Genomic DNA, 25,309 nt, shown 5'->3' with positions numbered 1-25,309 from the left:
CACGTAACGGACGGGGTGTTCCGTGACCGGGTGATGCTGCGATGCCCCCCGGCCGACCCCTCCACTGGATCCGGAGGGGATTCGAATGAACCGCACGCTCGCCGCCACCCTGGCTGTGACCTTCGCCACGCCCGCGCTTGCCCACCACCCGCTGCAGGGCCTGCCGATGGAGACCTTCGCCCACGGGCTGATGTCCGGCATCGGCCACCCGGTCCTGGGCTTCGACCACCTGTTCTTCGTCGCCGCCATGGGCGTCGCCGCCGCCTTCACCGGCCATGCCGTCCGGGCGCCGCTGGCCTATGTCGCGGCGATGCTGGCGGGCGTGGTTCTCACGACGCTGGGCCTCGCCCTGCCCGCCGCCGAGGCGATGATCGTGCTGTCCCTGCTGGCGATCGGCGGGGTCGTCCTGTCGGGCCGGGCGCTAACGCTGACCCCGGCGCTGATCCTCTTCGCGGCCTTCGGCCTGTTCCACGGCGCGGCCTTCGGCGGCGCGGTCGCGGGGCAGGAAGGCGGCGTCGGCGGCGCGGTCTTCACCGGCTATGTGCTGGGCCTCGCCGCGATCCAGTACGCCCTCGCGCTGGCCGCCGGCTTCGCCGCGCTGAAGCTGGCCCCCGCCGCCTCCTCGGTGAACGCGCGCCTCGCCGGCGCCGCCGTCGCGGGCGTGGGTCTGTTCCTCGCGCTCGAGATGATCGAGGGCCCGCTGGTCGCCGCGCTCGCGGGCTGACCTTCCCCTCCCATGGCGCGTGCGGAGGACCCGGCGCGCCGTGGGTATTCGCGGACCCGTGACGGGAGGCGTGCATGCCTTTCGTGACGGGTCTCCGAATGCCCAGATCCCGACGCCCGCTCCGGGCGCCGCCCCGTCCGTTTCGGAGAGAGCCATGAAGATCCCCGCCACCATCGTCACCGGCTTCCTCGGCGCCGGGAAGACGACCCTGATCCGCCACCTGCTGCAAAATGCCCAGGGCCGCCGCATCGCGCTGATCGTCAACGAGTTCGGCGATCTCGGCGTCGATGGCGGCATCCTGAAGGGCTGCGGCATCGAGAACTGCTCGGACGACGACGTGGTCGAGCTGTCGAACGGCTGCATCTGCTGCACCGTGGCCGACGATTTCGTCCCCACGATGGAGGCGCTGCTGGCCCGCGCCACACCGCCCGACCACATCGTGATCGAGACCTCCGGCCTGGCCCTGCCCCAGCCGCTCCTGCGCGCCTTCGCCTGGCCGGGGCTGAAGACGCGGGTGACGGTGGACGGGGTCGTCACGGTGCTCGACGGTCCCGCCGTCGCGGCGGGCACCTTCGCCGCCGATACCGAGGCGGTCGACCGCCAGCGCGCCGCCGATGACGGGCTCGACCACGAGACGCCCCTGTCGGAGCTCTATGCCGATCAGGTCGCCTGCGCCGACATGATCGTCGTCAACAAGACCGACCTGATGGAGGACGCCGCCGCGCTCGTCGCCCGGCTGCGCGGCGAGGCGCGTCCCGGCGTCCAGGTCGTTCCCGCCTCCCATGGCGCGCTGCCGGTCGAGGTGCTGCTGGGCCGCGCGCAGGGCGCCGAGGACGACATCGCGGCGCGCCACGAGGTGCATCATCATCACCATCACCACGACGATGAGGACGACCACCACGAGGACGACCACCATCACGACCACGGTCACGACGCCTTCGAGAGCTTCGTGGTCGAGACCGGAGAGGTCGCCGACCCCGCCGCCTTCGCGGGCAAGCTGTCGGGCGTGATCCGGGACCACGACATCCTGCGGCTGAAGGGCTTCGCTTCGGTCGCAGGCAAGCCGATGCGCCTGACGGTGCAGGCCGTGGGGCCGCGCGTGGACCACTATTTCGACCGCCCGCTGGGCGACGATCCGCGCGGCGCGCGGCTGGTGGTGATCGGGCAGGCCGGGCTGGACCGTGCAGCCATCGCGGCCGCGCTGGCGTGATCGAGGTCGGCCCCGCCGATCCGCGCGCGGCAGACTGCGCCGCGCTGCTGGGACAGTCGCATGCGCTGATGCGCTCGCTCTTCCCGGCGGAGGCGAACCATTACCTCGAGGTCTCGGCACTGGCCGCGCCCGACATCCGCTTCCTCGCCGCGCGCGAGGACGAAGCGCTGCTCGGCGTGGGCGCCATCGGGCTGCGCGACGGCTATGCCGAGGTGAAGTCGATGTTCACCGCGCCAGAGGCCCGCGGCCGGGGCGTGGGCGACGCGATCCTGCGCGCGCTCGTCGCGGAGGCGCGGGCCGAGGGGCGGCCCCTCCTGCGGCTGGAGACGGGGCGCGGGCTGGACGCGGCGCATCGGCTCTATGCGCGGCACGGATTCCTGCCCTGCGGCCCGTTCGGCGCCTACGAGGCCGGGCCTTACTCGCTGTTCTTCGAGCGTCCGTCTGACGCCTGAACCGGCCTCAGACCCAGGTCCCGCCCCCTGCCCCGGCCACGGCGATCCGCGCCGCGAGCCGGGCGTTGTTCAGGACCAGCGCGATGTTGGCCGCCAGCGCAGTCCCGTCCGTGCTCTCGTTCAGACGCCCCAGCAGAAACGGGGTGACGGCCTGTCCCGTGATTCCCTGCGCTTCGGCCTCGGCGAGGGCCGCGTCGATCGTGGCCGAGATCCCTGCGGCGTCCAGCGCGGCCTCCACCGGGATCGGGTTCGCGACCAGCATTCCGGCGCCGAGCCCCACGCCCGCGTTGGCGGCCCGCGCGGCGGCGATCAGGGCGGGGTCGTCGTACCGCTCGCCGGCGACGACGCCCGAATCGCGGGTGTAGAAGGCGGGGAAGGCGTCGGCGCCGAAGACCGCGACGGGGACGCGCAAGGTCTCCAGCATCTCCAGCGTGCGGGGGATGTCGAGGATCGACTTGACCCCGGCGCAGACGACCAGCACGTCCGTCGCGGCCAGTTCGGTGAGGTCGGCGCTCACGTCCATGCCGTCGCCGCGATGGACGCCGCCGATCCCACCCGTGGCGAAGATGCCGATCCCGGCCAGCGAGGCGATCCGCATCGTCGCGCTGACCGTCGTTCCGGCGCTGCGCCGCTTGGCGATGCAGGCGCCGAGATCGCGCGAGGCGGCCTTGACCACCGAGGTGTCGCGGCCCAGCCGCTCGACCTGCGCAGCACTCAGCCCGGCGCAGAGCGTGCCGTCGATCACCGCGATCGTGGCGGGCACGGCGCCCTCGGCGCGCACGGCGTCCTCGACCTGCAGGGCGGTCTCGGCATTCCTCGGCCAGGGCATGCCGTGGCTGATGATGGTGCTTTCCAGCGCCACGACGGGTCGGCCCTGCGTCACGGCCATCGCCACTTCGTCGGTCATCTGCGGTCTGATCTTGCGGGTCATGGCGGCCACCTCCGGCGCCCCTCTTGCACGAGGCGCCCGGCTCCCGCAAACCCCCCGGATGCACCTTCTCGCCGCCCAGCCCGGTGCCGTGGACGACGGCGAGCCCGTCGATCTCGGCCAGACGCCTGCCGACCTCGTCGTCATCTCCGCCGCCGATACGGAGCTGGCGATGCTGTCGGCCGCCCGCGCCGAGATGGCGGAGCCGCCCGGGCTGCGGCTTGCGAGCCTGATGCACCTGCGCCACCCGATGTCGGTGGACCTGCATCTCGACGCCTGCGCCACGCGCTCCCGGCTGGTCGTCGCGCGGGTGCTGGGCGGGCGCGGCTACTGGACCTACGGGCTGGAGCAATATGCCGCCCGCCTGCACGAAGCGGGCGTGCCCTTCGCCGCCCTTCCCGGCGACGACAAGCCCGACGCGGAGCTGCGCGACTTGTCGACCGTCTTGGGCGAGGATTACGACGCGCTCTGGTCCTGCCTCGTCGAAGGGGGCCCCGGCAATGCCGCGACCTTCCTCGCCCATGCGAAGGCCATGCTGGACGGTGCGCCCCGGCCCGCGCCGGCCCGGCCGCTGCTGCGCGCGGGCCTCTACTGGCCCGGCGCGGAGGAGGCCGGGGTGGCCGATCTCCGCGCGGCCTGGACCGAGGGCGCGCCGGTGGTGCCGGTCGTCTTCTACCGCGCGCTGTTGCAGGGGGCGGGGCTGAACCCGGTGAACCGGCTGGTGCGGGCGCTGCTGCGCGCCGGGCTGAACCCGATGCCGGTCTTCGTGGCCTCGCTGAAGGACCCGGTCTCGGCGGCGACGCTGGAGGCGCTGTTCGGCGAGGCGCCACCAGACGCGATCCTGAACCTGACCAGCTTCGCCGTGGGCGACGCGGAGGCGAACCCTCTCGCCGCCCCATGGGCCAACCGCGCGCCCGTCTTCCAGGCCGTCCTGTCGGGCGGGACCGAGGCCGCCTGGGCCGAGGGCACGACCGGCCTCTCGGCCCGCGACATCGCCATGAACGTGGCCCTGCCGGAGCTGGACGGCCGGGTCCTGACGCGCGCGGTGGGCTTCAAGGGCGAGGCCTTCTTCGACGAGGCGACCCAGTGCCCGATCGCGACGTGGAAGGCGGATGGCGACCGCATCGGCTTCGTAGCTGACCTGCTGGCCGCCTGGTGCCGGTTGCGCCGGCAGGCGCCGTCGGAGCGGCGGGTGGCGCTGGTGCTGGCGAACTACCCAAACCGGGACGGGCGGCTGGCGAACGGCGTCGGGCTCGACACGCCAGCAGCAACCGTCCATGTCCTGCGCCTGCTGGAAGGGGCGGGCCATGCCGGCGAAGACCTTCCGCCCGACAGCGCGGCACTGATGGCGCGGCTGCTGGCCGGTCCTACGAACTGGCTGACCGACCGGGCGGAGCGGGCGGGCGGCGAGTTGCTGGCGCTGGAGGACTACCGCGCCTTTCACGACGCCTTGCCCCTGTCGGCGCGGCAGGCGCTGGCCGACCGTTGGGGCGCGCCCGAGGACGATCCGTTCTTCGACCCGGAGCGCGGCGGATTCGCCCTGTCGATCCACCGCTTCGGCCGCGCGACCGTCGGCCTGCAACCGGCGCGGGGCTACAACGTGGACCCGACCGACAGCTACCACGCGCCCGATCTGGTGCCGCCGCATGGCTACCTCGCCTTCTACGCCTGGCTTCGGGCGAACGCGGACGCGGTGGTCCACATGGGCAAGCACGGCAATCTGGAGTGGCTGCCCGGCCGCGCGGTCGCCCTGGGCGCCGAGGACTGGCCCGAGATCGCGCTGGGGCCGATGCCGCATGTCTACCCGTTCATCGTCAACGACCCCGGCGAGGGCACGCAGGCCAAGCGGCGGGCGCAGGCGGTGATCGTGGACCACCTCACCCCGCCGCTGACCCGGGCCGAGAGCTACGGGCCGATGCGCGACCTCGAGGCGCTGGTGGACGAGTATTACGAGGCGGCGGGGCTCGACCCGCGCCGGATCGAGAGCCTGCGCGCCGACATCCTGTCGCTGGCCTCGGTCACGGGGCTGGACCTCGATGCCGGGTTCGACGGGGGCGAGGGGGATCTGGCGAAGCTCGACGCCTATCTCTGCGAGTTGAAGGAGGCGCAGATCCGCGACGGGCTGCATGTCTTTGGTGTCTCGCCGGAGGGGCGGCTGGAGGACGACCTGCTGCAGGCGCTGATGCGCCTGCCGCGCGGCGAGGGGGCCTCCCTGCCCCGCGCCATCGCCGCCGATCTGGGACTGGGCTTCGACCCGCTCGACTGCGACATGGCCGCGCCCTGGGAGGGGCCGCACCCCGAGATCCTGGGCGGCGAGGGCGCGTGGCGCAGCCATGGCGACACGGTCGAACGGATCGAGGCCTGTTCGGCCCGGCTGCTGCGGGGCGAGGCGCCCGCGCCCGGTCCGGTGACGGCCACCGCGCTGGAGGAGGCCCGCGCCTTGCGCGCCACGCTGCGGCGCTGCGGCCCGGCCGAGGGAGAGGGGCTCCTCACCGCCCTTGCAGGGCAATTCGTCGCCCCTGCGCCGTCCGGCGCCCCCACCCGCGGGCGGCCGGACGTCCTTCCGACCGGGCGCAACTTCTATTCGGTCGACAGCCGCGCCGTGCCGACGCCCACCGCCTGGAAGCTCGGCTGGAAGAGCGCCAACCTGCTGATCGAGCGGCATCTTCAGGACCAAGGCGATTGGCCCCGCGCGATGCTGCTGACCGCCTGGGGCACGGCGAACATGCGCACCGGCGGCGACGACATCGCGCAGGCGCTGGCGTTGATGGGGGTGAAGCCGCGTTGGGACAGCGCGAACCGCCGCGTCGTCGGCTGGGAGATCATTCCGCACACTGCCCTGGGGCGGCCCCGCGTGGACGTGACGCTGCGGGTCTCGGGCTTCTTCCGCGACGCCTTCCCGCAGCAGATGGCGCTGGTGGACGGTGCCGCGCGCGCGGTGCAGGCGCTGGAGGAACCCGAGGACGTGAACCCGGCCGCGGCGCGGGCGCGCGCCGGAGAGGGCATGGCGCGGGTCTACGGGTCGAAGCCCGGCGCCTATGGCGCGGGGCTGCAGGCGATGATCGACGAGCGGTTGTGGCACGACGCCGCCGATCTCGGCGCGGCCTATGTCGAGTGGGGCGGCTATGCCTATGGGGCGGGAGAGGGCACGGCCGACCATGACGGGTTGCGCCAGCGGCTGGGGCAGGTCGAGGCGATCGTCCAGAACCAGGACAACCGGGAGCACGACCTGCTCGATTCCGATGACTATTATCAGTTCGAGGGGGGTGCTGCCGCAGCGGTCGAGGCGATCCAGGGCAGCGCCCGGCCGATCTACCACAACGACCATTCCCGGCCCGAACGGCCCGTGATCCGGACGCTGGAGGAGGAGATCGGGCGCGTCGTCCGGTCCCGCGTGGTGAACCCGAAATGGATCGCGGGGGTGCGCCGGCACGGCTACAAGGGCGCCTTCGAGATCGCGGCGAGCGTGGACTACCTCTTTGCCTTCGCGGCGACGACGGGGGCGGTGCGGGACCACCATTTCGACCTCGTGGCCGCCGCCGTGCTGGAGAACGAGGAAGTCCGGGACTGGATCGCGGAGGTGAACGCCCCGGCCCTGGCCGACATCGCCGACCGGCTGGCCGAGGCGGTGGAGCGCGGGCTGTGGCATCCCCGGTCGAACGCGGCGCGGGGGCTGATCGCGCGGCATGGACGGAGCGCCGGTGCCTGAAATCTCCAGTCCAAGATATTGATTCAAAACATTTTCTTTGTCTTGGATCATCCGAAGAGGAGCGGGCCTGTGCCCTCCGGCGCATGCGGCCGGCTTTCACGGATCACCGTCACGCGGGACGGGTCGGCGCAGCGGTCTCAGTTCGCTGGGGGTGCGATAAGGGGCCGCGCGCCTTGCCGGACCGTGTTCCGCGGGGCGCTAAGGACAGTCGAGCCGCATCCTGAGCAGGGCCACGTCGCCGACGGTCGTGCCGGGCAGGACCGCGCAGCCCGTCACCTCCTCCGTGGCGAGGATCGCGCCGCGCGTGACCTCCGCCAGGTCGGGGCGCCAGGTGGCGTTGGTGCGCGTCGCCTGCGCCTCGGTCCGATTCCAGTTCACGCGGTAGCTGTAACCGTTGCCCGTCGCGGTGCCGGACTCGACCAGCCCGTCCATCGGGTGAGGCATGCCGCAGGCGAAGAGCGGGAGGAGAGCGAGGAGGCGCCACATGCGCGCAGCATCGCGCTTCACGCTTAACGAAGGGTTAACCGGCCTCCGCTTGACCTCGGCTCCCCCGCGCCGGACAGTCCTGCGGAGCCAGAACGGGACCGGATCATGAGCGACGACGACACCGACCGCCACAACGCCAAGATGGCGAAGAAGAAGGCCGCCCGCGACAAGATCATGGCGACGAAGACCGAGGAGCGCGGCCTCGTCATCGTCCATACCGGCAAGGGAAAAGGCAAGTCTTCCAGTGCCTTCGGGATGATCTTCCGGTGCATCGCGCATGGCATGCCTTGCGCGGTCGTGCAGTTCATCAAGGGCGGCATGGGCACGGGCGAGCGGGACCTGATCGCGGCGCATTTCTCGGATCTTTGCGACTTCCACACGATGGGCGAGGGATTCACCTGGGAGACGCAGGACAAGTCGCGCGACATGGAGATGGCGCAGGCGGCCTGGGCGAAGGCGAAGGAGCTGATCCTCGACGAGCGCAACCGGATGGTATTGCTGGACGAAATCAATATCGCGCTGCGCTACGACTATCTCGATGCGGGCGAGGTGGTGGCCTGGCTGAAGGCGAACAGGCCGGCGATGACCCATGTCGTCCTGACCGGCCGGAACGCCAAGGAAGAGGTGCTGGAACTGGCCGATCTCGCCACCGAGATGGAGCTGATCAAGCACCCGTTCCGGTCGGGCGTGAAGGCGCAGGCGGGGGTGGAATTCTAGGTATGATCCACGGGTGATCCGCGTCGGATCCCCGTCATACGCGATCCGCGCACGGTCTGCTGCCCGGTGAGGGTGGTTCGTGCGGCAATCGTGGGAGGGGGGCTCTGCCCCCCGTCGCCTTTGGCGACTCCCCCCGAGGTATTTCGGGCGAGATGAGGGAGGCGGGGGCGCCGCGGTGTCGGGCGAGGCTGTCGGGGTGCGAGGTCCGGGGAGGAGCGACGGGGTCCTTCCGGGCCGACGGCGCCCGCCGGCGCGTCAACCCGGGCGACCGGGCCGGAGGCGGCGGAGGCAGATGGGCCCTATCGCTGTCTCGGCATCGACGCGGGCGCCGCCTTGGGTCGCCTCGATCTGGGGCAGGGTCGCGGCGACGGCGCGGATGCGTGGCATGAGCGGGCGCCAGTCGGCCGAGAGGGCGCGGGCGGCCTCGGAGGGGCAGATGGTTCGCGGCGTGCGGGCCTCGGTCAGGCGCAGGATCGTGGCGGCGATCCGTGCATCCGTCGGGCTGGCGGTCACGCCGTCAGCGGTGCGGCGTCGCCCGGCCGCGGCTGCGTCCGCCGGGCCTCGGTCGGGACGAGGGCGGCGAGCGGGGCGCGCAGGGTCCAGACAACGCCCTCGGGCTCGATCCGGTGATCGGCCGCGCCGCCGAGGGCGGCAGGCACGACGCTGGTAAGGAGACGCGCGCCGAAGCCCGTTCCGGCGCCGAGGCTGCCCCGGGGCGGGGGGGCGCTGGTCGTCTCGCGCCAGGTCACGCGGAACATGTCCTCGCCTCCCTCGGTCCGCTCGACCTCCCAGCTGAGCTGCACCTGCCCCGTCTCGCTCGACAGCGCGCCGTATTTCTGCGCGTTGGTTCCGAGTTCGTGGAAGGCGAGCGCCAGGTGCTGGGCGGCGCTCGTGCCGGTCCGGACCGGCGGGCCGGAGATGGCGAGACGCGACCCGAAGGTCATCAGCAGCGGCTCGAGCTGGTCGCGGGCCACCGTCTCGACCCAAGCGCCGGTCTCGGAGCCGTCGCGCATCACCGCCGTCGTGGCCCGGGCCAGCGCGTCGATCCGGCCGGTGAAGGCCGTGATGAAGGCGGCGAGCTCGGTCACGCCGCGCGCGCTCTGCCGGGCGAGGGCGTTGACGACGGCGAGCAGGTTGACGCTGCGGTGGACGGCCTCGCGCATGGCGATCTCGGTGCGGTCGTTGGCCTCGGCCAGTTCGGCCGTGCGCGCCTCGACGCGGGCCTCGAGCTCCGCCTGGAGGCGGCGGAGGTCGTCGAGCGTCGCGTCGCGCTGGCCGATGGCGGCGCGCAGCTCGTCGTTCGCCGCCTGGAGCTGGGCCGGGCTGGGGATCGTGCGGAGGACCGGGACGAGGCGGAAGAGCACGATGGCCGTGGTCATCGATACGAGCCCCGTCGCGAGCTTCACCCAGCCCATCGGCGGGTAGATCGGGAACCAGAGCGTCACGATCGACAGCACATGGGTCAGGCCGCAGAGCATGATGAACGAGGCGAAGAGCGCCATCAGCCCGCGGAAGCGGATGTCGGGCCGGGCGCGAAGCACCCGGAGAATCGCGAAGGGGATCGCGAAGTAGCTGAGCGAGATGAGCGTGTCCGACAGCACCCAGAGGCCGACCAGCCACGGCTCCCAGAGGAGGCACATGCCGTGGGGCATGTATTGCGAGAAATCCATGTGATTCATGGGCCCGTTTCCTCTGCGGAGCGGCGCCGTGCAGGCGGCGCCTCATCCTTATTCGGGTCGAACGGGGCTGTCAGCCGTTAAGCGTTGCAAGTCCGAGGGTTCTGCGCTGCGCCGGTCACGGTTTGGGGGGTCGGCGGAAGGTTGCCGATGGGGGGCGGGCGAGAGGGCGGGATCGGGGCGTCCGCTGCGCTCCACGCGGCGTGTCTTTCGGTCGGGAGACGGAGGGCGCGCGGGAACTCGGCCCGGAGCGGGGCGCGAGAGTGTGGGCGGCGGCGAGGTCGGGCGCAGGCGGCGGCGGAGGGGAGCCGTCCTGAGGCGGTAGCAGATCAGACGCTGCTCTGGCAGGCCGGGGCGGCGACGGGGACGCAAGCGTCGTCCCCGGCTGGCAGCGCCGCCGGCAGGGGCGGATCGGCGACGGCGCCCCGGTCCGTCTGCTCCGGGTGACCCGGCGCGGCGAGGGCCATGACCGCCATCCGTTGGGCGCTCATGGACATGTGGTTCAACCCGGCGGGTCTTCCCGCCGGGTCAGGTGTGCCGCGAGGAACCCGACGGCCGCCTCGGGCCAGCCGTCGGGTCCGGTCAGGACAGGGCGTCGTCGCAGCGGCCGCAGACGCCGTCATGGCCGTGGTGGCCGACGTCGGGCAGCACCTTCCAGCAGCGCTGGCACTTGCCGCCCTCGGCGTGGCGGAAGACGACGGCGACGCTGTCGTCCCCTTCGGGGCGGAAGGCGCCTTCGGGGGCGGGGTCGGTCGAGACCTCGATATCCGAGACGATGCAGATGTCGTCGAAGGCGGCCTCCGCCAGGATCGCGGCCGTCCCGGCATCGACATGGACGAGGGGCGCGGCCTCCAGCGAGCTGCCGATCACCTTGTCGCGGCGGGCGACTTCCAGGGCGCCGGTCACGGCGCGGCGGGTGCGGCGGATGGTCTGCCACTTGGCCGCGAGCGCGTCGTCGCGCCAGTCGGGGCGCGGTTCGGGGAAGTCCTGCAGGTGGACCGAGGAGTCGTCGCCCGGATGCACCTCCAGCCAGACCTCCTCCATGGTGAAGGGCAGGATCGGGGCGAGCCAGGTCGTCAGCCGCTCGTGCAGGAGGCGCAGGACCGTGCGGGCGGAGCGGCGGCGCGTCGTATCGCCGTCGCAATAGAGCGCGTCCTTGCGGATATCGAAGTAGAAGGCCGACAGGTCGACGGTCGCGAAGTGGAAGATGAGCTGGTGGACCTCGGCGAAGTCGTAGCGGGCATAGGCGTCGCGGACCTGCTCGTCGAGTTCGGAGAGGCGGTGGAGGACCCAGCGTTCGAGCTCCGGCATCTCCAGCGGATCGGCCTCGTCGGCGGGGCGGTAGTCCGAGAGCGAGCCCAGCAGGAAGCGCAGGGTGTTGCGCAGCCGCCGGTAGCCGTCGGCCACGCCCTTCAGGATCTCGGGCCCGATGCGGTGGTCGGCGGTGTAGTCCACCTGTGCCACCCAGAGCCGCAGGATGTCGGCGCCGTACTGGTCGACCACGTCCTGCGGCGCGATGGTGTTGCCGATGGACTTGGACATCTTCATGCCCTTCTCGTCCAGCGTGAAGCCGTGGGTGACGACGGCGCGATAGGGCGCGCGGCCCTTGGTGCCGCAGGCCTGCAGCATCGAGGAATGGAACCAGCCGCGATGCTGGTCGGTGCCTTCGAGATAGACGTCGGCGATGCCGTCCTCGGTGCCGTCCGCGCGGTCGCGCAGGACGAAGGCGTGGGTCGAGCCCGAGTCGAACCAGACGTCGAGGATGTCGTCGACCTTGTCGAAAGCCTCGGGGTCGTGGTCCGGGGCGAGGAAGCGTTCCTTGGCGCCGGGGGCATACCAGGCATCGGCGCCCTCGGCTTCGAAGGCGTCGATGATGCGCTTGTTGACGGCCTCGTCGCGCAGCAGGAAGTCCGGGTCGCTGGCCCTGGCGCCGCGCTTCGTGAAGGCGGTCAGCGGCACGCCCCAGGCGCGCTGGCGCGAGAGCACCCAGTCGGGGCGGTTCTCGATCATCGAATGGAGGCGATTGCGGCCGGTCTTCGGCGTCCATTCCACGAGCTGGTCGATGGAGGTCAGGGCGCGGGCGCGCACCGTCTCGCCGTATTCGTCCTTGCCGTCGCCGACGGGGCGGTCGATGGCGGCGAACCATTGCGGGCGGTTCAGGCGGATGACGGGCGCCTTCGACCGCCAGCTATGGGCGTCCGAGATGGTGATGCGCTTGCGGGCCAGCAGGGCGCCGGTCTCGACCATCTTGTCGATCACGGCCTTGTTGGCGCCGCCGGGCTTGCCGTCGGGCTTGAGGATCGCCTCGCCGCCGAAGAACGGCAGGTCCGCGCGGTAGGAGCCGTCGGCCTCGATGTTGTAGGTCATCGGCAGCCCGTGCTTCAGGCCGATGGCGTAGTCGTCGTCGCCATGGCTGGGCGCGGTGTGGACGAAGCCTGTCCCTGCATCGTCGGTGACGTGGTCGCCGGGGAAGAGCGGCACGGGGTAGTCCCACTCGCCCCCTGCCCCCTCGGCCCCGCGCAGGGGGTGGGCGCACTTGACCGAGGCCAGTTCCTCGGGCTGGACGGGGCGCAGGCGACGCCACTGGCCGGGTTCCAGCCGCGCGGCGGCCAGCGTCTGCTCGGCCAGCGCGTCGGCGATGAGGTAGAGATCGCCCCTGGTCGCCCAGCATTCCCCGGGCGTGTCCGTCACCTCGTAGAGGCCGTAGTCGATGCCGGGTCCGAAGCAGATCGCCCGGTTCTGGGGGATGGTCCAGGGCGTGGTGGTCCAGATCACGACCTGCGCCGCCTCGAGCTGCTTCTGGCGCGACAGGTTGGCAGCGGTCTCGGCCGCGCGGGCGCTCTGCAGCTCCTCCTCCTCGGCATAGGCCGTCTCGCGGTCGTAGAGGTCGGATTGCGCGTCGGTGACCGGGAAGGCGACCCAGATCGCGTCGGTCTGGCGGTCGTGATACTCGACCTCGGCCTCGGCCAGCGCGGTCTTCTCGACCGGGGACCACATCACCGGCTTGGAGCCCTGGTAGACCAGCCCGTTCATCAGGAAGGTCTGGAATTCGGCCGCGATCACCGCCTCGGCGTGATGGGCCATCGTCAGGTAGGGATCGGCCCAGTTGCCGGTGACGCCGAGGCGCTTGAACTCCTCTCGCTGGACGTCGACCCAGCCGGCGGCGAAGTCGCGGCATTCGCGGCGGAACTCGACCACGTCGACCGCGTCCTTGTCCTGCCCCTTCTGGCGATACTTCTCCTCGATCTTCCACTCGATCGGCAGGCCGTGGCAGTCCCAGCCGGGCACGTAGCGCGCGTCGAAGCCCATCATCTGGCGCGAGCGCACGACCATGTCCTTCAGCGTCTTGTTGAGCGCGTGGCCGATATGGAGGTTGCCGTTGGCGTAGGGCGGCCCGTCATGGAGCGTGAAGGGCGTGCGGCCCTGCTTCTCGCGCAGGCGGTCGTAGACGCCGATCTCCTGCCAGCGGGCCAGCCAGCCCGGCTCGCGCTTGGGCAGGCCCGCGCGCATCGGGAAGTCGGTCTTGGGCAGGTTCAGGGTCGACTTGTAGTCGGGGGCCTCGGAGGTCATCTCGGGCGTCCTTCGGAATACGGTTGGGGAGAGGCGGCGCGCGTCCCGCAGCGCCTTGGCCCGGCCGCCCCGAAGATCAGGGCGCCGGGGGGATAATTCGCGTCGATATGACCGTTCGTCCCGTCATCGCGCGCCTTATAGGCAGGGAGAGACGGAGACGGCAAGGAGGGCCGGATGGCACGGATCGGGATCGCGGGGGCGGGGATCGGCGGGCTTGCCGCCGCCGCGGGGCTGGCGGCGGACGGGCATCGCGTGACGGTCTTCGACCGCTGGGACGAGCCGCGGGCCGTGGGCTCGGGCCTCGTGGTGCAGCCGGTAGGGCTGGCGGTGCTGGACGGGCTGGGCGCGGAGCTGCGCCCGCGGGGCCGGGCGATCACGCGGATGTCGGGGCACGAGGCGCGGTCGGGCCGGGTGGTGCTGGACGTGACCTACGACGTCGAGGGGCGCGGGCGCACGGGCCTCGCCGTCCACCGCGCGGCGCTGCACGGGGTCCTGCTGGCGGCGGCACGGGCCGCGGGGGCGGAGCTGCGGCTGGGCGCGGCGGTGACCGGGCGGGAGGGCGGGCGGCTTCTGACCGCCGGCGGTCCGACCGAGCCCTTCGACCTGCTGGTCGACGCGGCGGGGTCCGGGTCGGTCCTGTCGCCGCTCCGCGCCCGCACGCTGCCCTTCGGCGCGATCTGGGGCAACGTCCCCTGGCCCGCGGGGACGGAGCTGCCGCGGGACGAGCTGCGCCAGTGCTACCTCCGCGCCGACCGGATGCTGGGGGTGCTGCCGATCGGGCGGCCCGAGCCGGAGGGGCCGGAGATGGCGGCGATCTTCTGGTCGATGCCGCGTGGCGGGCACGCGGCCTGGCTGGCCCGCCCGCTGGAGGCCTGGAAGGCGGAGGCCTGCACGCTCTGGCCCGCGATGGCGCCGTTCCTGGGCGGCGTGACCGCGCATGACCAGATGACGATGGCGCGCTATTCGCACGGGACGCTGCGGCGGCCCTGGGACGACGGGATCGTGCATCTGGGCGATGCCTGGCACCGGGCCTCGCCGCAGCTGGGACAGGGGGCGAACATGGCGCTGCTCGACGCCCATGCGCTGCGGCTGGCGCTGCGGACGGGGCCGGTCGCGGAGGCCGGGGCGCGGATGTGGAACGCGCGGCGGCTGCATGTCGCGGCCTATCAGGCGATGAGCCGGGCCTTCACGCCGCAATACCAGTCCGACAGCCGGGTGCTGCCGATGCTGCGCGACCATGTGCTGGTCCCGCTGTCGCGGGCCTGGCCCGCGCGCCGCATCCTGCCCGCGCTGGTGCGCGGGACGATGGTGCCGCCGGTTATGGCAGGGTTGGCGGAGGGCGGGACGGCGGCGGCGTCGAGGATCGGAGGTGCCAGGCCAGATCACGGATATCCTCCCGCGCCTTAACCTGACCTTCACGATTGGCGGTCAGTGTCGGGGCAGGAGGACCCGCCATGACCACACCCCTTGCCCTTGCCCTGATCGGCACCGCGATGATCGTCCTGCTCCCCGCCCTGCTGCCGCCGAAACGGCGCGAGAGGGCCTTCGCGCGGCGCTGAGGCGTCGGGTGCCTTCGTCGGGCGCCCTACTCGGCGGCCAGTTCCGTCTCCTCCTTCTGGCGGGACACGTGCTCCCAGACCTTGGAGATCACGACGGAGCCCTCGCCGACCGCGCTCGCCACGCGCTTGACCGATCCGGCGCGCACGTCGCCCACGGCGAAAATGCCCTCGGCGGAGGTGCCATATGGGCTGTCGCTGCCGACCGCGTCGCCGGTCAGCAAGAAGCCCTTGCCGTCGCAGGCCGCCGCACCGCCCAGCCAGCCCGTGTTGGGCGCGGCGCCGACCATGACGAACAGGCCGCGGGTCTCGACCCGCTCCTCTCCCGGCGCGACGCCCGCGCCCTTCAGCGTGACCGCCCCCAGATGGGCGTCGCCGTGGAGCGCCGCGACCTCAGTCCGGTAGCGGATGCGGATGGACGGATCGGCCTCCAGCCGCGAGGACAGGTAGGAGGACATGGAGGCGGCGAGGCTGTCGCCCCGGACCAGAAGGTGCACGCATTTCGCGTGGCGCGACAGGAACATGGCCGCCTGCCCCGCCGAGTTGCCTCCGCCGATGATGACGACCTCGCAGTCGCGGCAGAACCGCGCCGCGGTCTCGGTCGCGGCGTAGTAGACGCCCGCGCCCTCCAGCCGCTCCAGCCCGTCGAGCGGCAGGCGGCGGTACTGGACGCCGGTGGCGATGACGAGCGCGCGGGCGCAGGTCTCGGTTTCGTCGTCGAGCGTGACGCAGAAGGTGCCGTCGGGGCGGCGGGCGAGCGCGGTGGCCCGGCGCGGTACGGCGAAGCGGGTGCCGAACTTCATCGCCTGGACCTCGCCGCGCCAGCAGAGGTCCGCGCCGGAGATGCCCGTGGGAAAGCCCATGTAGTTCTCGATCCGGCTGGAGGTGCCCGCCTGCCCGCCGATGGTGGCGTCCTCGACGACCAGCGCCGAGAGCCCCTCGGCCCCGGCATAGACCGCGGCGGAGATGCCCGCAGGGCCGCCGCCGACGATGAGCACGTCATGGATCGCGCCGTCGTCGAAGGTGAGGTCGAGCCCGTAGAGCTGCGCGACCTTCCGCGGCGTCGGGTTCTCGATGACCCTGTCCCTGCCATAGACCACCGCCGGGTGCCTCGGGGCGAGGTCACAGGCGCGGGCCAGCTCTCCGGCCTCGTCCGTGTCGAGGTCGAGCGCGCGGAACGGGATGCGGTTGCGGGCGGCGAAGGCGCCGATCATGCGGATGTCGCGGTCGCGGTCCATGCCGATCAGCGTGAGCGAAGCCTGGTCGCCCTCCAGCAGGCGGCGGCGGCGCGCGGCGAGGACCGTGACGACGATGTCGGATATTTCGGGGACGTCCTGCATCAGGCGCAGCATCGGCGCGCGATCGGCCACCAGCAGGCGCGAGGCGCTGACTGCCCGGATCGGCAGCATCGAGGCGGCCCCGGTCAGGAAGCTGATCTCGCCAGCGAACTGGCCCGGCCCCAACGTCGCGCCGTCACCGTAGCGGCCGCCGGTGACGGGATCGACCGCCTCGAGTTCGCCTTCGAGCACGTAGATGAACCGCTCCTGCGGCGCGCCGAGTTCAGCAAGGAATTCCCCGGGAGCGGCGTCGATCTCCTGCCCGATCTCGCGGATGCGGGCGACATGGGCCTCGGTCAGGGGTGTGCGGGCCATGGTGCGCAGGTCGGCGGCAAGGCTTTCCATCAGGCGTCCTTTCGGTCGAAGAGGCCGGTGAGCGAGCGGCCGATGAGTTCGGTGATGCGGGGCGGGCGGGTGTTCGTGAACGGCAGCGGGCGGCAGACTTCCATCGCGGCGAGGCCCACGCGCGCGGTCAGAGCGCCGTTGACCAGCCCCTCGCCGAAGCGGCGCGAGACGCGGGCGAGGACACCGCCGCCCGCGACGGAATGGATCAGGTCGTCGCCCACGGCAACCGCGCCGGTGGCGGCGAGATGGGTCAGGACCGTGCGCGCCAGCCGCCACGACCCCAGCGTGCCCGCCCGGCCGCCGTAGATCAGCGCGATGCGGCGGATCATGCGCAGGTTCGAGGTCAGGGCCGCGACCACGTCGGCCAGCGCCAGCGGCACGACCGCCGTGACGAGGGCGACCTGACGGGCGGCGGCCTCGACCTCCTTCGCCGCGGCGGCGTCGAGCGGGGCGAGCAGGTCGCGCTCGATCTCGGCGACGAGGGCGGGCGCGTCGCGGATGTCGTCGCGCCGCGCGGCCAGCGCCTCGCGGCCCCAGCGCGTGTCGGGGCGGCCCGCGTAGAAGGAGACGATGCGGTCCGACAGCTTGCGGGCGGAGGTCAGGTCGGTGACGGCGGCGGCCTGCCGCCGGATGCCGTCGATCCGGTCCAGCCGCGACAGCGCGCTGAGTTCCCGGATGATGACGGCGGAGCAGGCCAGCAGGAACGCCCCGATCAGCAGCGCCGCGATCCAGCCGAGGATCGGGTTGGCGGCGAGCATCGCGGTCACGAATTCCCAGGCGGCGACGCCCAGAACGAAGGACAGCACGGCGCCGAGCGTCGTCCAGACCCACTTCGCCAGCGAGTGTTCCTTGCGCGCGGCGAGAAGGGCCACGGTCTGCATGGCGCGGCCGGAGGGGGACGGCGCGACTTCCTCGTCGGGGACGGGCGGGGCGGAGGCCGGGTCGAAGGCGCCCGGCCCGGCGGCGGGCTCGGGCGGCAGCTCGGTGCCGGGGCGGGGGCCGCGCGGCGTCTCGGGAGGCGCGTCGATCTCGAAGAGGATCCCGCCCTTGCGCGGCGGGGTCCGGGGCGGGGTGGTCATGCGGGCCTCCGTCGGGGTCTTGCGGAGAGATATGGTCGGCATGCCCGGTTGCAAAGGAGGCGTCGCCGGTCGACCGGAGGCCGCCGCGCCTAGAGCCGATCGGCCAGCAGGAATTCCGCCGCCCGGTCCAGCCGGATGAAGGGCGGGCCCTCGTTCGGGCGCAGCGTCAGCGGCGCGGGGGCGAAGTCCATGATGTCGTAATCGGCGCCGAGCCAGTCCTCGGCGCCCTCCAGCGCGGGGGTGAGGATGTGGGAGGCGTCGGGCGGCAGCTCTCCGGGATAGAGCGCCGCCTCGCGCCCCGTCTCCAGCAGGCGTCCGCGGACGACGGGCAGGGTCTCGCCCTTGTGCTCGCGGGTTTCCTCGACCGTGGCGCGCAGGGCGGCCAGCGCCAGCACCTCGGTGCGGGCGCCCGCAAAGTCGGCACGGCGGCGCGCGTCGGAGACCATGCCGTCGAGGATGTCGGTCAGGCGGGCGTGCTGGCTGTGATGCAGGTGGTCTGCCTTGGTCGCCGCGAACAGCACCCGGTCGACGCGGCGCGCGCCGAGCAGGCCCAGAAGCCAGTTCAGCCTGCCCGGCTTGAACGCCTGCAGGATGTCGGCGATGGCGGCGCGCATCTCCTCGACCGCGCGGGGGCCGCGGCGGATGGCGCCGAGCACGTCGAGCAACACCACCTGTCGGTCGAGGCGCGAGAAATGGTCCCGGAAGAAGGGCTGCACGACCTTGGCCTTGTAGGCCTCGAACCGCCGTTCCATCTCGCGCCGCAGCGAGCCGCGAGGGCTGTCTCCCGGCGGCAGGGGCGCGAAGGTCAGCGCCGGAGAGCCTTCGAGATCGCCGGGCAGCAGGAAGCGTCCGGGGGTCAGGTCGTAGGCGCCGGCCTCGCGGGCCTCGCGCAGGGCGTCGGTGTAGGCACGGGCCAGCGCCTGGGCGGTCGGCTCCGCCAGCTTCGCGGCGGGGTCGGCGTTCTCCATCTCGGTCAGGTAGCCGGTCGCGCCCCAGTCGCGCAGGCGGTGGAGCGCGCGGTCGGACCAGTCGTCGTAGCTTTTGCCGATGAGGCCCAGGTCCAGCAGCCACTCGCCGGGATAGTCGACGATGTCGAGATGCACGACCCGGGCGCCGCGCATGCCGCCAAGCAGGCCGCGGGGCTGGATCTTCAGGGACAGCCGCAGTTCCGAGACGGCGCGGGTGCCGTCGGGCCAGCGCGGCTCGCGCGAGGTGAGCGAGGCGAGGTGCCGCTCGAAGTCGAAGCGGGGGATGGTGTCGTCGGGCTGGGGTTGCAGGAAGGCCGTCTCGATCCGGGCCGAGGGCGAGAAGGCCGCCATCCGGCCCCGGTCCATCAGGTTGGCGACGAGCGAGGTGATGAACACCGTCTTGCCGGCGCGGCTGAGCCCGGTGACGCCGAGCCTGACGGTCGGGTCGAAGACATCGGTGACGCGTGCCGTGACGTCCCCCACCCCGCGCGTCACCGCATCCGCCAGCCGTCCGATCATGCGCGTCGTCCTTCGTCTCGCCGTTCGGGGATACATAGGGGACATGCGCGCGGGGGTGAACAGGCGCGCGACCGGACGCCTGCGGCCGTGGCGCGCGGCCCTGCCGGGAAAGAAGTCTTCCCTCCACGTCACCCCGCGCGACGAGCCATCCCCCGGGGGCGCCTCCCGCGCTTGGACCCGTCGGGGCGCGCCGGGACGAGCCCTGCTCCACCCGCGTCACCCCCCCCTTGCCACCGCCTGCCCGAGCGTGTTGACCGGCCCGGTTGCCCCGCATCGAAGGCCGTTGCCCATGACGATCCTCTCCTCCCTCGCGCTCAGCCGCGCGCCTGTCGCCGCCTTCATGGCAGTCGGCCTGACCTGGGGTTGCTTCGCCGCGATGGCGCCGGTGCTGAAAGCGCGGATCGGGGTGGACGACACGACCTTCGGCCTGCTGCTGCTGGGGACGGCAATCGGGCTGTCGACGACGCTCTGGGCGGCGGCGCGGTGGGACCGGCTGCTCGGATCCTGGGCGATGCCGATGGGGACGGTGATGCTGGGGCTGATGGCGACGCTGCCCGGCTGGGCCGGGGTCAGCACGCTGTCGCTGTTCCTCGTGCTGGTCGTGCTGGGCGGGTTCAGCGGGCTGACCGATGTGGTGATGAACGCCCGTGTCTCGGAGGTCGAGGCGCGCACCGGGCAGAGCCTGATGAACGTCAACCATGCGATGTTCTCGGTCGCCTACGCGATCTCGGCGCTGCTGACGGGCGCGATGCGCGAGGCGGGCTGGGGGCCGGAGGCGATCTTCGCCGTCACCGGCCTGCTGATCCTCGCCACGGCGCCCTTCCAGTGGATGGAGGTCGCCCCGCAGGACGAGGACGGCACAGGGCCGAAGGTCGCCCTGCCCCTGTCGCTGGTCGCGGTCTGCGGGACGATCGTGCTGATCGCCTTCATGGGCGAGGCCACGGTCGAGGCCTGGTCGGCCCTGCATATCGAGCGCACGCTGGGCGGCGGCGCGGCCGAGGGCGCGTTCGGCCCGGCGATGCTGGGCCTGACGATGGCGGTCGGGCGGTTCTCGGGCCAGGCGGTCGCGGCGCGGCTGTCGGAGCTGATGGTGATCCGCCTCGCCACCGGGCTCGCCGTCATCGGCGTGCTGATCGCGGCGGCGGCGCCCTCCCCGGCGGTGGCCTATGTCGGCTTCGGCCTGCAGGGGCTGGGCATCTCGGTGATCGGGCCGATGGGGCTGGCACTGGCGGGGCGGCTGGCCGCGCCGCGCCAGAGGACGGCGGTGATCGCGCGGGTCGCGGTGATCGGCTTCACGGGCTTCTTCCTCGCCCCCGCCCTGATGGGACTGGGAGCGGGGGTGTTCGGGCTGCGCTGGGCCTTCGCCTGCGTGGCGCTGCTGCTCGCGATGCTCTGGCCGCTCAGCTATTCGGCGCGGGTCGCTCCCACTCGCCCCTGAAGCCCTTGGGCACCAGCGTGACATGCGGGCCGACATCGTGGATGTCCTTCTCGCCGCAGAGCGCCATGGTGGTGTCCAGCTCCTTGCGGATGACCTCCAGCGCCTGGGTCACGCCCCTCCGGCCCATCGCGCCCAGCCCGTAGATGAAGGCGCGGCCGATATAGGTGGCGCGCGCGCCCAGCGCGACGGCCTTCAGCACGTCCTGGCCCGAGCGGATGCCGCCATCCATGTGGACCTCGATCTTGTCGCCCACGGCCTCGACGATGTCGGGCAGCACCCGGATCGAGCTGAGCGCCCCGTCGAGCTGGCGGCCGCCGTGGTTCGACACGACGATGGCGTCGGCGCCCATGTCGAGTGCGAGCCGCGCGTCCTCGGCGTCGAGGATGCCCTTCAGGATGACCTTGCCCTTCCACTTGTCGCGCAGCTTGCGGATCTTGCCCCAGTCGAGCCGGGGGTCGAACTGCTCGGCCGTCCAGGAAGTCAGTGACGAGACGTCGGTCACGCCCTTCGCATGGCCCACGATGTTGCCGAACTTGCGGCGCGGCGTGCCCATCATCTCCATCCCCCAGCCGATCTTGGTGGCGAGGTTGGCGATGGTGGCCGGCGTCATCTTTGGCGGGGCCGAGAGGCCGTTCTTGAGGTCCTTGTGGCGCTGGCCGAGGATCTGGAGGTCGAGCGTGATGACCAGCGCATCGCAGCCCGCCGCCTCGGCCCGGGAGATCAAGTTGTCGACGAACTCCTCGTCGCGCATCACATAGAGCTGGAACCAGAACGGCGCATTGGTCTTGCGCGCCACGTCCTCGATCGAGCAGATCGACATGGTGGAAAGGGTGAAGGGAACGCCGAAATCCTCGGCGGCCTGGGCGGCGAGAATCTCTCCGTCGGCATGCTGCATGCCCGTCAGGCCGACCGGCGCCAGCGCCACCGGCATCGTCACCTCGCGGCCCACCATCGTGGTCTTCAGCGACCGGCCCTCCATGTCGACGGCGACGCGCTGGCGCAGGCGGATCTCGGCGAAGTCGGTCTCGTTCTCGCGATAGGTCTGCTCGGTCCAGCTGCCCGACTGGCAGTAGTCGTAGAACATCTTCGGGACGCGGCGCCGGTAGATGGCGTGCAGGTCGTCGATACTGGTGATGACGGGGGGCATGGGCGTCCTCGGGGCGGTGCGGCGGATTGGTAAGGATTCCTAACCAACGGCGTGCCGCCGCGCAATCCAGCGCGCGCCGCGGCGTCGCCGCATCCGGCCGACGCGCCGCTCAGCCGGGGACGCCGGGGCGCAGCGACCTGGCATGAGCCTCGAGCTGCGTCGCGACCGTGCCCCAGCCTTCGAAGAACCCCATCTCCTCGTGGCGCTGCCGCGCCTCGGACGAGCGGTGGCGCGCCGTCGCGGTATAGCTGGTGCCGCCGTCGGGATGATCCTCGAAGTCCACGATGGCAGTCAGGAACGGGTCGGGCGCGGGTTTCCAGCCCTCGGAATAGGCGTCGGTGAAGACGAGGCGGCGGCCCTCGACCACCTCCAGCCAGACGCCGTCATTGCGCATCTCGTTGCCGTCGACGCGGAAGGTCGTGTTGAAGCGCCCGCCCGGCCGCAGGTCGATCTCGCAATCCACCAACTCGTGCGGCTTCGGCACGAAGAAATGCTTCAGATGCGCGGGCGTGGTCCAGCATTCCCACAGAAGCGCGCGCGGTGCGTCGAGCCTGCGGGTGAAGGTCAGGTCGGTAGAGGGGTCCAGGGTCATGGGTCTCGCTCATTCTTCAGGGTGGCGACATAGGCGTCGAAACGGTCCAGCCGGCCGGTCCAGATCTCGCGCTGCTCGGCCAGCCAGTCCTGCGCCGGTGCAAACGCGTCCGGGGCGAGCTGGCAGACGCGCACGCGCCCGTCCTTCGCGGTGGTGATCAGGCCTGCCTCCTCCAGCTTCCTCAGATGGCCCAGGAAGGACGGCAGGGACATGTCATGGGGCGCCGCCAGTTCGCCGACGGTCGCCCTGCCCCGCGCGAGGCGGGCAAGGATGCTGCGCCGGGTCGCGTCGCCCAGCGCGGAGAAATGGCGGTCGAGCCTGTCGTCATACTTAGCCATGTAGCTAAGTATGCGGGTCCGGTGCTTGCGGACAAGCGGATTCTCAAGGGGCTTGCGCCGGGCGGCGCTGCGCGAAAGGCGCCTCGGACGGACAGGCGGAGTCGGCGCTTGCATCTGGTTCAATGTTGAACTATCTTGTTCGACATTGAACCAATGGAGCCGACCATGCCCGACCTCTCCCGCCGCAAGACGCTCGCCCTGCTGGGCGGAGGCACGATCTTCGCCGCCACCGCCGCCTCGGCCGCCTTCCTGACCACCCGCACGCCCCATGCCGCGCTGGCGCCCTGGGACCGGGCGGGCGCCTATCCCGATCCGCGCCTGCGCGCACTGAGCTGGGGCCTGCTGGCGCCCAACCCGCACAACCGCCAGCCCTGGGAGGCGGAGCTGCGCGGCGAGGACACCATCGCGATCTGGCGCGACCCGGCCCGCGACCTGCCGGTCACCGACCCCTTCGCGCGGCAGCTCACCATCGGCATGGGCTGCTTTCTGGAGCTGACCCGCATGGCCGCCGCCGAGGAGGGGCTGGCGGCGCAGACGCGGCTCTACCCCGAGGGCGAGGAGGGGCCGGTGGCGGTGATGACCCTGTCGCCTGGCGGCACGCCCGACCCGCTCTTCGTGCATGCGCTGGACCGGCGCACGCACAAGGAGGGCTTCCTCGACCGGCCCGTCGGCGACGAGGCGGCCGTCCTGGAGCCCTTCGCCACCGTCCATGGCGGGGCGACCCATGCCGCGCTGCAACGGATCGCCCATGACGCCTGGCTGACCGAGATGCACACCCCCGCCGCCCTGAAGGAGAGCATCGACCTGCTGCGAATCGGCCGCGCCGAGATCGAGGCCAATCCGGACGGCATCGACCTTGGCGGGCCGCTGATGGAGAGCCTGGCCCTGGCGGGGGTCCTGACCCGCGAGGCGGCGATGGACCCGGGGAACGCCGGGACCAGGGCGAATATCGAGGCCACCGCGGCGGCGATCCTCGCCGTGCCTGCCACCGTCAGCCAGGTGACGGCGACCAACACCCGCGCCGACCAGATCGAGACCGGGCGGCGCTGGCTGCGGCTGAACCTGGCCGCGACCGGTGCCGGGCTGGCGCTGCGCCCCGTAAGCCAGGCGCTGCAGGAATATCCCGAGATGGCGGAGCATCACGCCGCCGTTCACGCGCTGCTGGCGCCCGAGGGCGGGACGGTTCAAATGATCGGCCTGCTGGGCTACGGAGAGCGGACGGCCCGCACCCCGCGCTGGTCGCTGGAGACGCGGCTGAGGACCTGAATGCAAGACGACGACGCCCTGCGCGAGACCTTCGCCATCTTCAACGAGATCGGCATCGTCTCGCAACTCAGCCGCGCCATGTTCGAGGCGCGGCTGCCCGAGGGGGCGGGGCTGCCGCATTTCTCGCTGCTCAACCACCTGATCCGGGTCGAGGACGGGCGCACCCCGCTGGCTCTGGCCCGCGCCTTCCAGGTTCCGAAGAACACGATGACCCACACGATCTCGGGCGCCGTGCGCCACGGCTGGGTCGAACTGCGCCCGCATCCGACCGACGGGCGTTCCAAGACCGTCTGGCTGACCGAGGCGGGCCGGCGCTTCCGGGACGACGCCATCGCGGCGCTGGCCCCGGACCTTGCGGCGGTGATCGACGCGACCGACGCAGAGGGGCGCGCGGTGCTGCTGGAGCGGCTGACGGAGCTGCGCGTCTTCCTCGACGGCTATCGCGACCGGAACGGGTCGGCCTCGTAGCCCACACCGGTCAGGCACAGCCCGTCCGGGGGCGCGACCGGGCCGCAGGCGGCGCGGTCGCGGGCCTGCAGCGCCTCGGCGACGCGCTCCGGCGGCCATGCGCCCGCCCCGACCCGCTCCAGCGTGCCGGCGATGGAGCGGACCTGGTTGTGCAGGAAGGACCGCGCGCGCAGATGCAGGCGGATCTCCTGCCCGCCGGGGGTGGGGCACTCCTCGACGGTGATCTCGTCGAGCGTCTTCACCGGCGACTTCGCCTGGCAGATCGAGGCGCGGAAGGTCGTGAAGTCGTGATGCCCGACCAGATGCGCCGCGCCGTCGCGCATCAGCCCCGCGTCGAGCGGGCCGATGACCCGCCACGCCTGCCCGGCGTCCAGCGTCAGCGGCGCACGGCGGGCGACGATGCGGAAGGTGTAGCGCCGCTCGATGGCGGAAAAGCGGGCATGCCAGTCGTCCGCGACACGGACGCAGGCGGTGATGGCCACCGGGGCGGGCTTCAGGTGCCAGTTGACCGCCTCGGACAGGCGGAACGGGTCCCAGTCCTTCGCCAGGTCCGCATGGGCCACCTGCCCGGTCGCGTGGACCCCCGCATCCGTCCGCCCGGCCGCGCCGATGGAGGGCATGTCCGGCTCCAACGCGCGCAGCGCCTCCTCCAGCGTCTGCTGGACGGAGGGGGGGCCGTCCTGGCGCTGCCACCCGGCGAAGGGGCGGCCGTCATACTCGACGCGGAGGGCGTGGCGGGGCATCGCGGGTCAGGCGCCGGCTTCTTCGGGGACGCCGGCCACGA

At 72.1% G+C, this 25,309-nt stretch carries 22 protein-coding genes; 9 read left to right on the top strand and 13 right to left on the bottom strand.

Features of this window, described 5'->3' with window-relative positions; genetic code table 11:
- The first annotated feature begins 85 nt into the window (after nucleotides 1-85).
- From DR046_RS06630 to DR046_RS06620, 3 genes are all read left to right on the top strand, one after another.
- Complete coding sequence (locus DR046_RS06630; RefSeq protein WP_115381191.1) at nucleotides 86-724, top strand: HupE/UreJ family protein; 639 nt, start codon at nucleotides 86-88, stop codon at nucleotides 722-724.
- A 154-nt stretch (nucleotides 725-878) separates the two neighbouring features.
- Nucleotides 879-1,934, top strand: a complete 1,056-nt coding sequence (gene cobW, locus DR046_RS06625; RefSeq protein WP_115381189.1) for a cobalamin biosynthesis protein CobW — start codon at nucleotides 879-881, stop codon at nucleotides 1,932-1,934.
- Complete coding sequence (locus DR046_RS06620; protein ID WP_245190829.1) at nucleotides 1,931-2,386, top strand: GNAT family N-acetyltransferase; 456 nt, start codon at nucleotides 1,931-1,933, stop codon at nucleotides 2,384-2,386. The genes cobW and DR046_RS06620 overlap by 4 nt, the downstream gene beginning before the upstream one ends.
- 7 nt (nucleotides 2,387-2,393) lie before the next feature.
- Here DR046_RS06620 and DR046_RS06615 read toward each other — a convergent pair whose 3' ends face one another.
- The gene (locus tag DR046_RS06615) at nucleotides 2,394-3,317 is read right to left on the bottom strand and encodes a pseudouridine-5'-phosphate glycosidase (protein ID WP_115381187.1); all 924 of its coding nucleotides are present in this window, start codon (nucleotides 3,315-3,317) and stop codon (nucleotides 2,394-2,396) included.
- A 58-nt stretch (nucleotides 3,318-3,375) separates the two neighbouring features.
- On the opposite strand from DR046_RS06615, the gene cobN reads away from it, so the two are divergent.
- Nucleotides 3,376-7,023, top strand: coding sequence for a cobaltochelatase subunit CobN (gene cobN / locus DR046_RS06610; protein ID WP_115381185.1), 3,648 nt, complete (start codon nucleotides 3,376-3,378; stop codon nucleotides 7,021-7,023).
- 198 nt (nucleotides 7,024-7,221) lie between these two features.
- Here the strand turns inward: cobN and DR046_RS06605 are convergent, their stop codons facing one another.
- On the bottom strand, nucleotides 7,222-7,509 hold the full coding sequence (locus DR046_RS06605; protein WP_115381183.1) for a hypothetical protein: 288 nt from the start codon (nucleotides 7,507-7,509) through the stop codon (nucleotides 7,222-7,224).
- Nucleotides 7,510-7,614: 105 nt separating this feature from the next.
- Here DR046_RS06605 and cobO point away from each other — a divergent pair, with 105 nt between their 5' ends.
- Nucleotides 7,615-8,226: a cob(I)yrinic acid a,c-diamide adenosyltransferase gene (cobO, locus tag DR046_RS06600; RefSeq protein WP_115381181.1), complete on the top strand. Its 612-nt coding sequence runs from the start codon at nucleotides 7,615-7,617 to the stop codon at nucleotides 8,224-8,226.
- 255 nt (nucleotides 8,227-8,481) lie between these two features.
- On the opposite strand, the gene DR046_RS06595 is transcribed toward cobO, so the two are convergent.
- The 4 genes from DR046_RS06595 to ileS form a co-directional block, all read right to left on the bottom strand.
- Nucleotides 8,482-8,739, bottom strand: a complete 258-nt coding sequence (locus tag DR046_RS06595) for a DUF3253 domain-containing protein (RefSeq protein ID WP_245190827.1) — start codon at nucleotides 8,737-8,739, stop codon at nucleotides 8,482-8,484.
- On the bottom strand, nucleotides 8,736-9,905 hold the full coding sequence (locus DR046_RS06590) for a sensor histidine kinase (RefSeq protein WP_115381180.1): 1,170 nt from the start codon (nucleotides 9,903-9,905) through the stop codon (nucleotides 8,736-8,738). The genes DR046_RS06595 and DR046_RS06590 overlap by 4 nt, the downstream gene beginning before the upstream one ends.
- Before the next feature lie 326 nt (nucleotides 9,906-10,231).
- Nucleotides 10,232-10,393, bottom strand: a complete 162-nt coding sequence (locus DR046_RS23570) for a hypothetical protein (protein WP_167766942.1) — start codon at nucleotides 10,391-10,393, stop codon at nucleotides 10,232-10,234.
- A gap of 91 nt (nucleotides 10,394-10,484) precedes the next feature.
- Nucleotides 10,485-13,472 (bottom strand): isoleucine--tRNA ligase, encoded by a 2,988-nt coding sequence (gene ileS / locus DR046_RS06585; protein WP_115381178.1) that lies wholly within the window; start codon nucleotides 13,470-13,472, stop codon nucleotides 10,485-10,487.
- Between the two features lie 174 nt (nucleotides 13,473-13,646).
- On the opposite strand from ileS, the gene DR046_RS06580 reads away from it, so the two are divergent.
- Complete coding sequence (locus DR046_RS06580; protein ID WP_115381176.1) at nucleotides 13,647-14,879, top strand: FAD-dependent oxidoreductase; 1,233 nt, start codon at nucleotides 13,647-13,649, stop codon at nucleotides 14,877-14,879.
- A gap of 178 nt (nucleotides 14,880-15,057) precedes the next feature.
- Here DR046_RS06580 and DR046_RS06575 read toward each other — a convergent pair whose 3' ends face one another.
- The 3 genes from DR046_RS06575 to DR046_RS06565 form a co-directional block, all read right to left on the bottom strand.
- Entirely contained in the window at nucleotides 15,058-16,710 is a 1,653-nt protein-coding gene (locus DR046_RS06575) for an FAD-dependent oxidoreductase (protein WP_115381174.1), read from the bottom strand.
- A complete protein-coding gene (locus DR046_RS06570) occupies nucleotides 16,710-17,789 on the bottom strand; it encodes a YcjF family protein (protein ID WP_115381172.1) in 1,080 nt (359 codons plus the stop codon). The genes DR046_RS06575 and DR046_RS06570 overlap by 1 nt, the downstream gene beginning before the upstream one ends.
- Nucleotides 17,790-17,878: 89 nt before the next feature.
- The gene (locus DR046_RS06565; RefSeq protein WP_115381170.1) at nucleotides 17,879-19,276 is read right to left on the bottom strand and encodes a YcjX family GTP-binding protein; all 1,398 of its coding nucleotides are present in this window, start codon (nucleotides 19,274-19,276) and stop codon (nucleotides 17,879-17,881) included.
- A gap of 289 nt (nucleotides 19,277-19,565) precedes the next feature.
- Between DR046_RS06565 and DR046_RS06560 the strand changes: the two genes are divergently transcribed.
- Nucleotides 19,566-20,714: an MFS transporter gene (locus tag DR046_RS06560; protein WP_115381168.1), complete on the top strand. Its 1,149-nt coding sequence runs from the start codon at nucleotides 19,566-19,568 to the stop codon at nucleotides 20,712-20,714.
- On the opposite strand, the gene DR046_RS06555 is transcribed toward DR046_RS06560, so the two are convergent.
- From DR046_RS06555 to DR046_RS06545, 3 genes are all read right to left on the bottom strand, one after another.
- Nucleotides 20,677-21,861: an alpha-hydroxy acid oxidase gene (locus tag DR046_RS06555; protein ID WP_115381166.1), complete on the bottom strand. Its 1,185-nt coding sequence runs from the start codon at nucleotides 21,859-21,861 to the stop codon at nucleotides 20,677-20,679. The two genes, DR046_RS06560 and DR046_RS06555, sit on opposite strands and share 38 nt — an antisense overlap.
- Nucleotides 21,862-21,970: 109 nt before the next feature.
- Nucleotides 21,971-22,453, bottom strand: coding sequence for an SRPBCC family protein (locus DR046_RS06550; protein WP_115381164.1), 483 nt, complete (start codon nucleotides 22,451-22,453; stop codon nucleotides 21,971-21,973).
- On the bottom strand, nucleotides 22,450-22,791 hold the full coding sequence (locus DR046_RS06545; protein ID WP_115381163.1) for an ArsR/SmtB family transcription factor: 342 nt from the start codon (nucleotides 22,789-22,791) through the stop codon (nucleotides 22,450-22,452). Before DR046_RS06545 ends, DR046_RS06550 begins: the two co-directional genes overlap by 4 nt.
- A gap of 165 nt (nucleotides 22,792-22,956) precedes the next feature.
- On the opposite strand from DR046_RS06545, the gene DR046_RS06540 reads away from it, so the two are divergent.
- The gene (locus DR046_RS06540; protein ID WP_115381358.1) at nucleotides 22,957-24,057 is read left to right on the top strand and encodes a nitroreductase family protein; all 1,101 of its coding nucleotides are present in this window, start codon (nucleotides 22,957-22,959) and stop codon (nucleotides 24,055-24,057) included.
- The gene (locus tag DR046_RS06535) at nucleotides 24,058-24,525 is read left to right on the top strand and encodes a MarR family winged helix-turn-helix transcriptional regulator (protein WP_115381161.1); all 468 of its coding nucleotides are present in this window, start codon (nucleotides 24,058-24,060) and stop codon (nucleotides 24,523-24,525) included.
- On the opposite strand, the gene truA is transcribed toward DR046_RS06535, so the two are convergent.
- The gene (truA, locus tag DR046_RS06530; protein WP_115381159.1) at nucleotides 24,495-25,268 is read right to left on the bottom strand and encodes a tRNA pseudouridine(38-40) synthase TruA; all 774 of its coding nucleotides are present in this window, start codon (nucleotides 25,266-25,268) and stop codon (nucleotides 24,495-24,497) included. The two genes, DR046_RS06535 and truA, sit on opposite strands and share 31 nt — an antisense overlap.
- Nucleotides 25,269-25,309: the final 41 nt, after the last annotated feature.

The organism is Jannaschia formosa (assembly GCF_003340555.1).
GTDB classification, from domain to species: Bacteria; Pseudomonadota; Alphaproteobacteria; order Rhodobacterales; family Rhodobacteraceae; genus Jannaschia; species Jannaschia formosa.
The sequence above is the reverse complement of the archived record's forward strand: the minus strand, read 5'-3'. Positions and strand labels throughout refer to the sequence as shown.

Coding starts and splice junctions, on each gene's coding strand:
- cobN (WP_115381185.1), top strand. CDS start 3,376: ATGCACCTTCTCGCCGCCCAGCCCGGTGCCGTGGACGACGGCGAGCCC.
- truA (WP_115381159.1), bottom strand. CDS start 25,268: ATGCCCCGCCACGCCCTCCGCGTCGAGTATGACGGCCGCCCCTTCGCC.
- ileS (WP_115381178.1), bottom strand. CDS start 13,472: ATGACCTCCGAGGCCCCCGACTACAAGTCGACCCTGAACCTGCCCAAG.
- DR046_RS06565 (WP_115381170.1), bottom strand. CDS start 19,276: ATGATCGGACGGCTGGCGGATGCGGTGACGCGCGGGGTGGGGGACGTC.
- DR046_RS06560 (WP_115381168.1), top strand. CDS start 19,566: ATGACGATCCTCTCCTCCCTCGCGCTCAGCCGCGCGCCTGTCGCCGCC.
- DR046_RS06615 (WP_115381187.1), bottom strand. CDS start 3,317: ATGACCCGCAAGATCAGACCGCAGATGACCGACGAAGTGGCGATGGCC.
- DR046_RS06605 (WP_115381183.1), bottom strand. CDS start 7,509: ATGTGGCGCCTCCTCGCTCTCCTCCCGCTCTTCGCCTGCGGCATGCCT.
- DR046_RS06580 (WP_115381176.1), top strand. CDS start 13,647: ATGGCACGGATCGGGATCGCGGGGGCGGGGATCGGCGGGCTTGCCGCC.
- DR046_RS06575 (WP_115381174.1), bottom strand. CDS start 16,710: ATGGAAAGCCTTGCCGCCGACCTGCGCACCATGGCCCGCACACCCCTG.
- DR046_RS06555 (WP_115381166.1), bottom strand. CDS start 21,861: ATGCCCCCCGTCATCACCAGTATCGACGACCTGCACGCCATCTACCGG.
- DR046_RS23570 (WP_167766942.1), bottom strand. CDS start 10,393: ATGAGCGCCCAACGGATGGCGGTCATGGCCCTCGCCGCGCCGGGTCAC.
- DR046_RS06535 (WP_115381161.1), top strand. CDS start 24,058: ATGCAAGACGACGACGCCCTGCGCGAGACCTTCGCCATCTTCAACGAG.
- DR046_RS06630 (WP_115381191.1), top strand. CDS start 86: ATGAACCGCACGCTCGCCGCCACCCTGGCTGTGACCTTCGCCACGCCC.
- DR046_RS06570 (WP_115381172.1), bottom strand. CDS start 17,789: ATGACCACCCCGCCCCGGACCCCGCCGCGCAAGGGCGGGATCCTCTTC.
- cobW (WP_115381189.1), top strand. CDS start 879: ATGAAGATCCCCGCCACCATCGTCACCGGCTTCCTCGGCGCCGGGAAG.
- DR046_RS06540 (WP_115381358.1), top strand. CDS start 22,957: ATGCCCGACCTCTCCCGCCGCAAGACGCTCGCCCTGCTGGGCGGAGGC.
- DR046_RS06590 (WP_115381180.1), bottom strand. CDS start 9,905: ATGAATCACATGGATTTCTCGCAATACATGCCCCACGGCATGTGCCTC.
- DR046_RS06545 (WP_115381163.1), bottom strand. CDS start 22,791: ATGGCTAAGTATGACGACAGGCTCGACCGCCATTTCTCCGCGCTGGGC.
- cobO (WP_115381181.1), top strand. CDS start 7,615: ATGAGCGACGACGACACCGACCGCCACAACGCCAAGATGGCGAAGAAG.
- DR046_RS06550 (WP_115381164.1), bottom strand. CDS start 22,453: ATGACCCTGGACCCCTCTACCGACCTGACCTTCACCCGCAGGCTCGAC.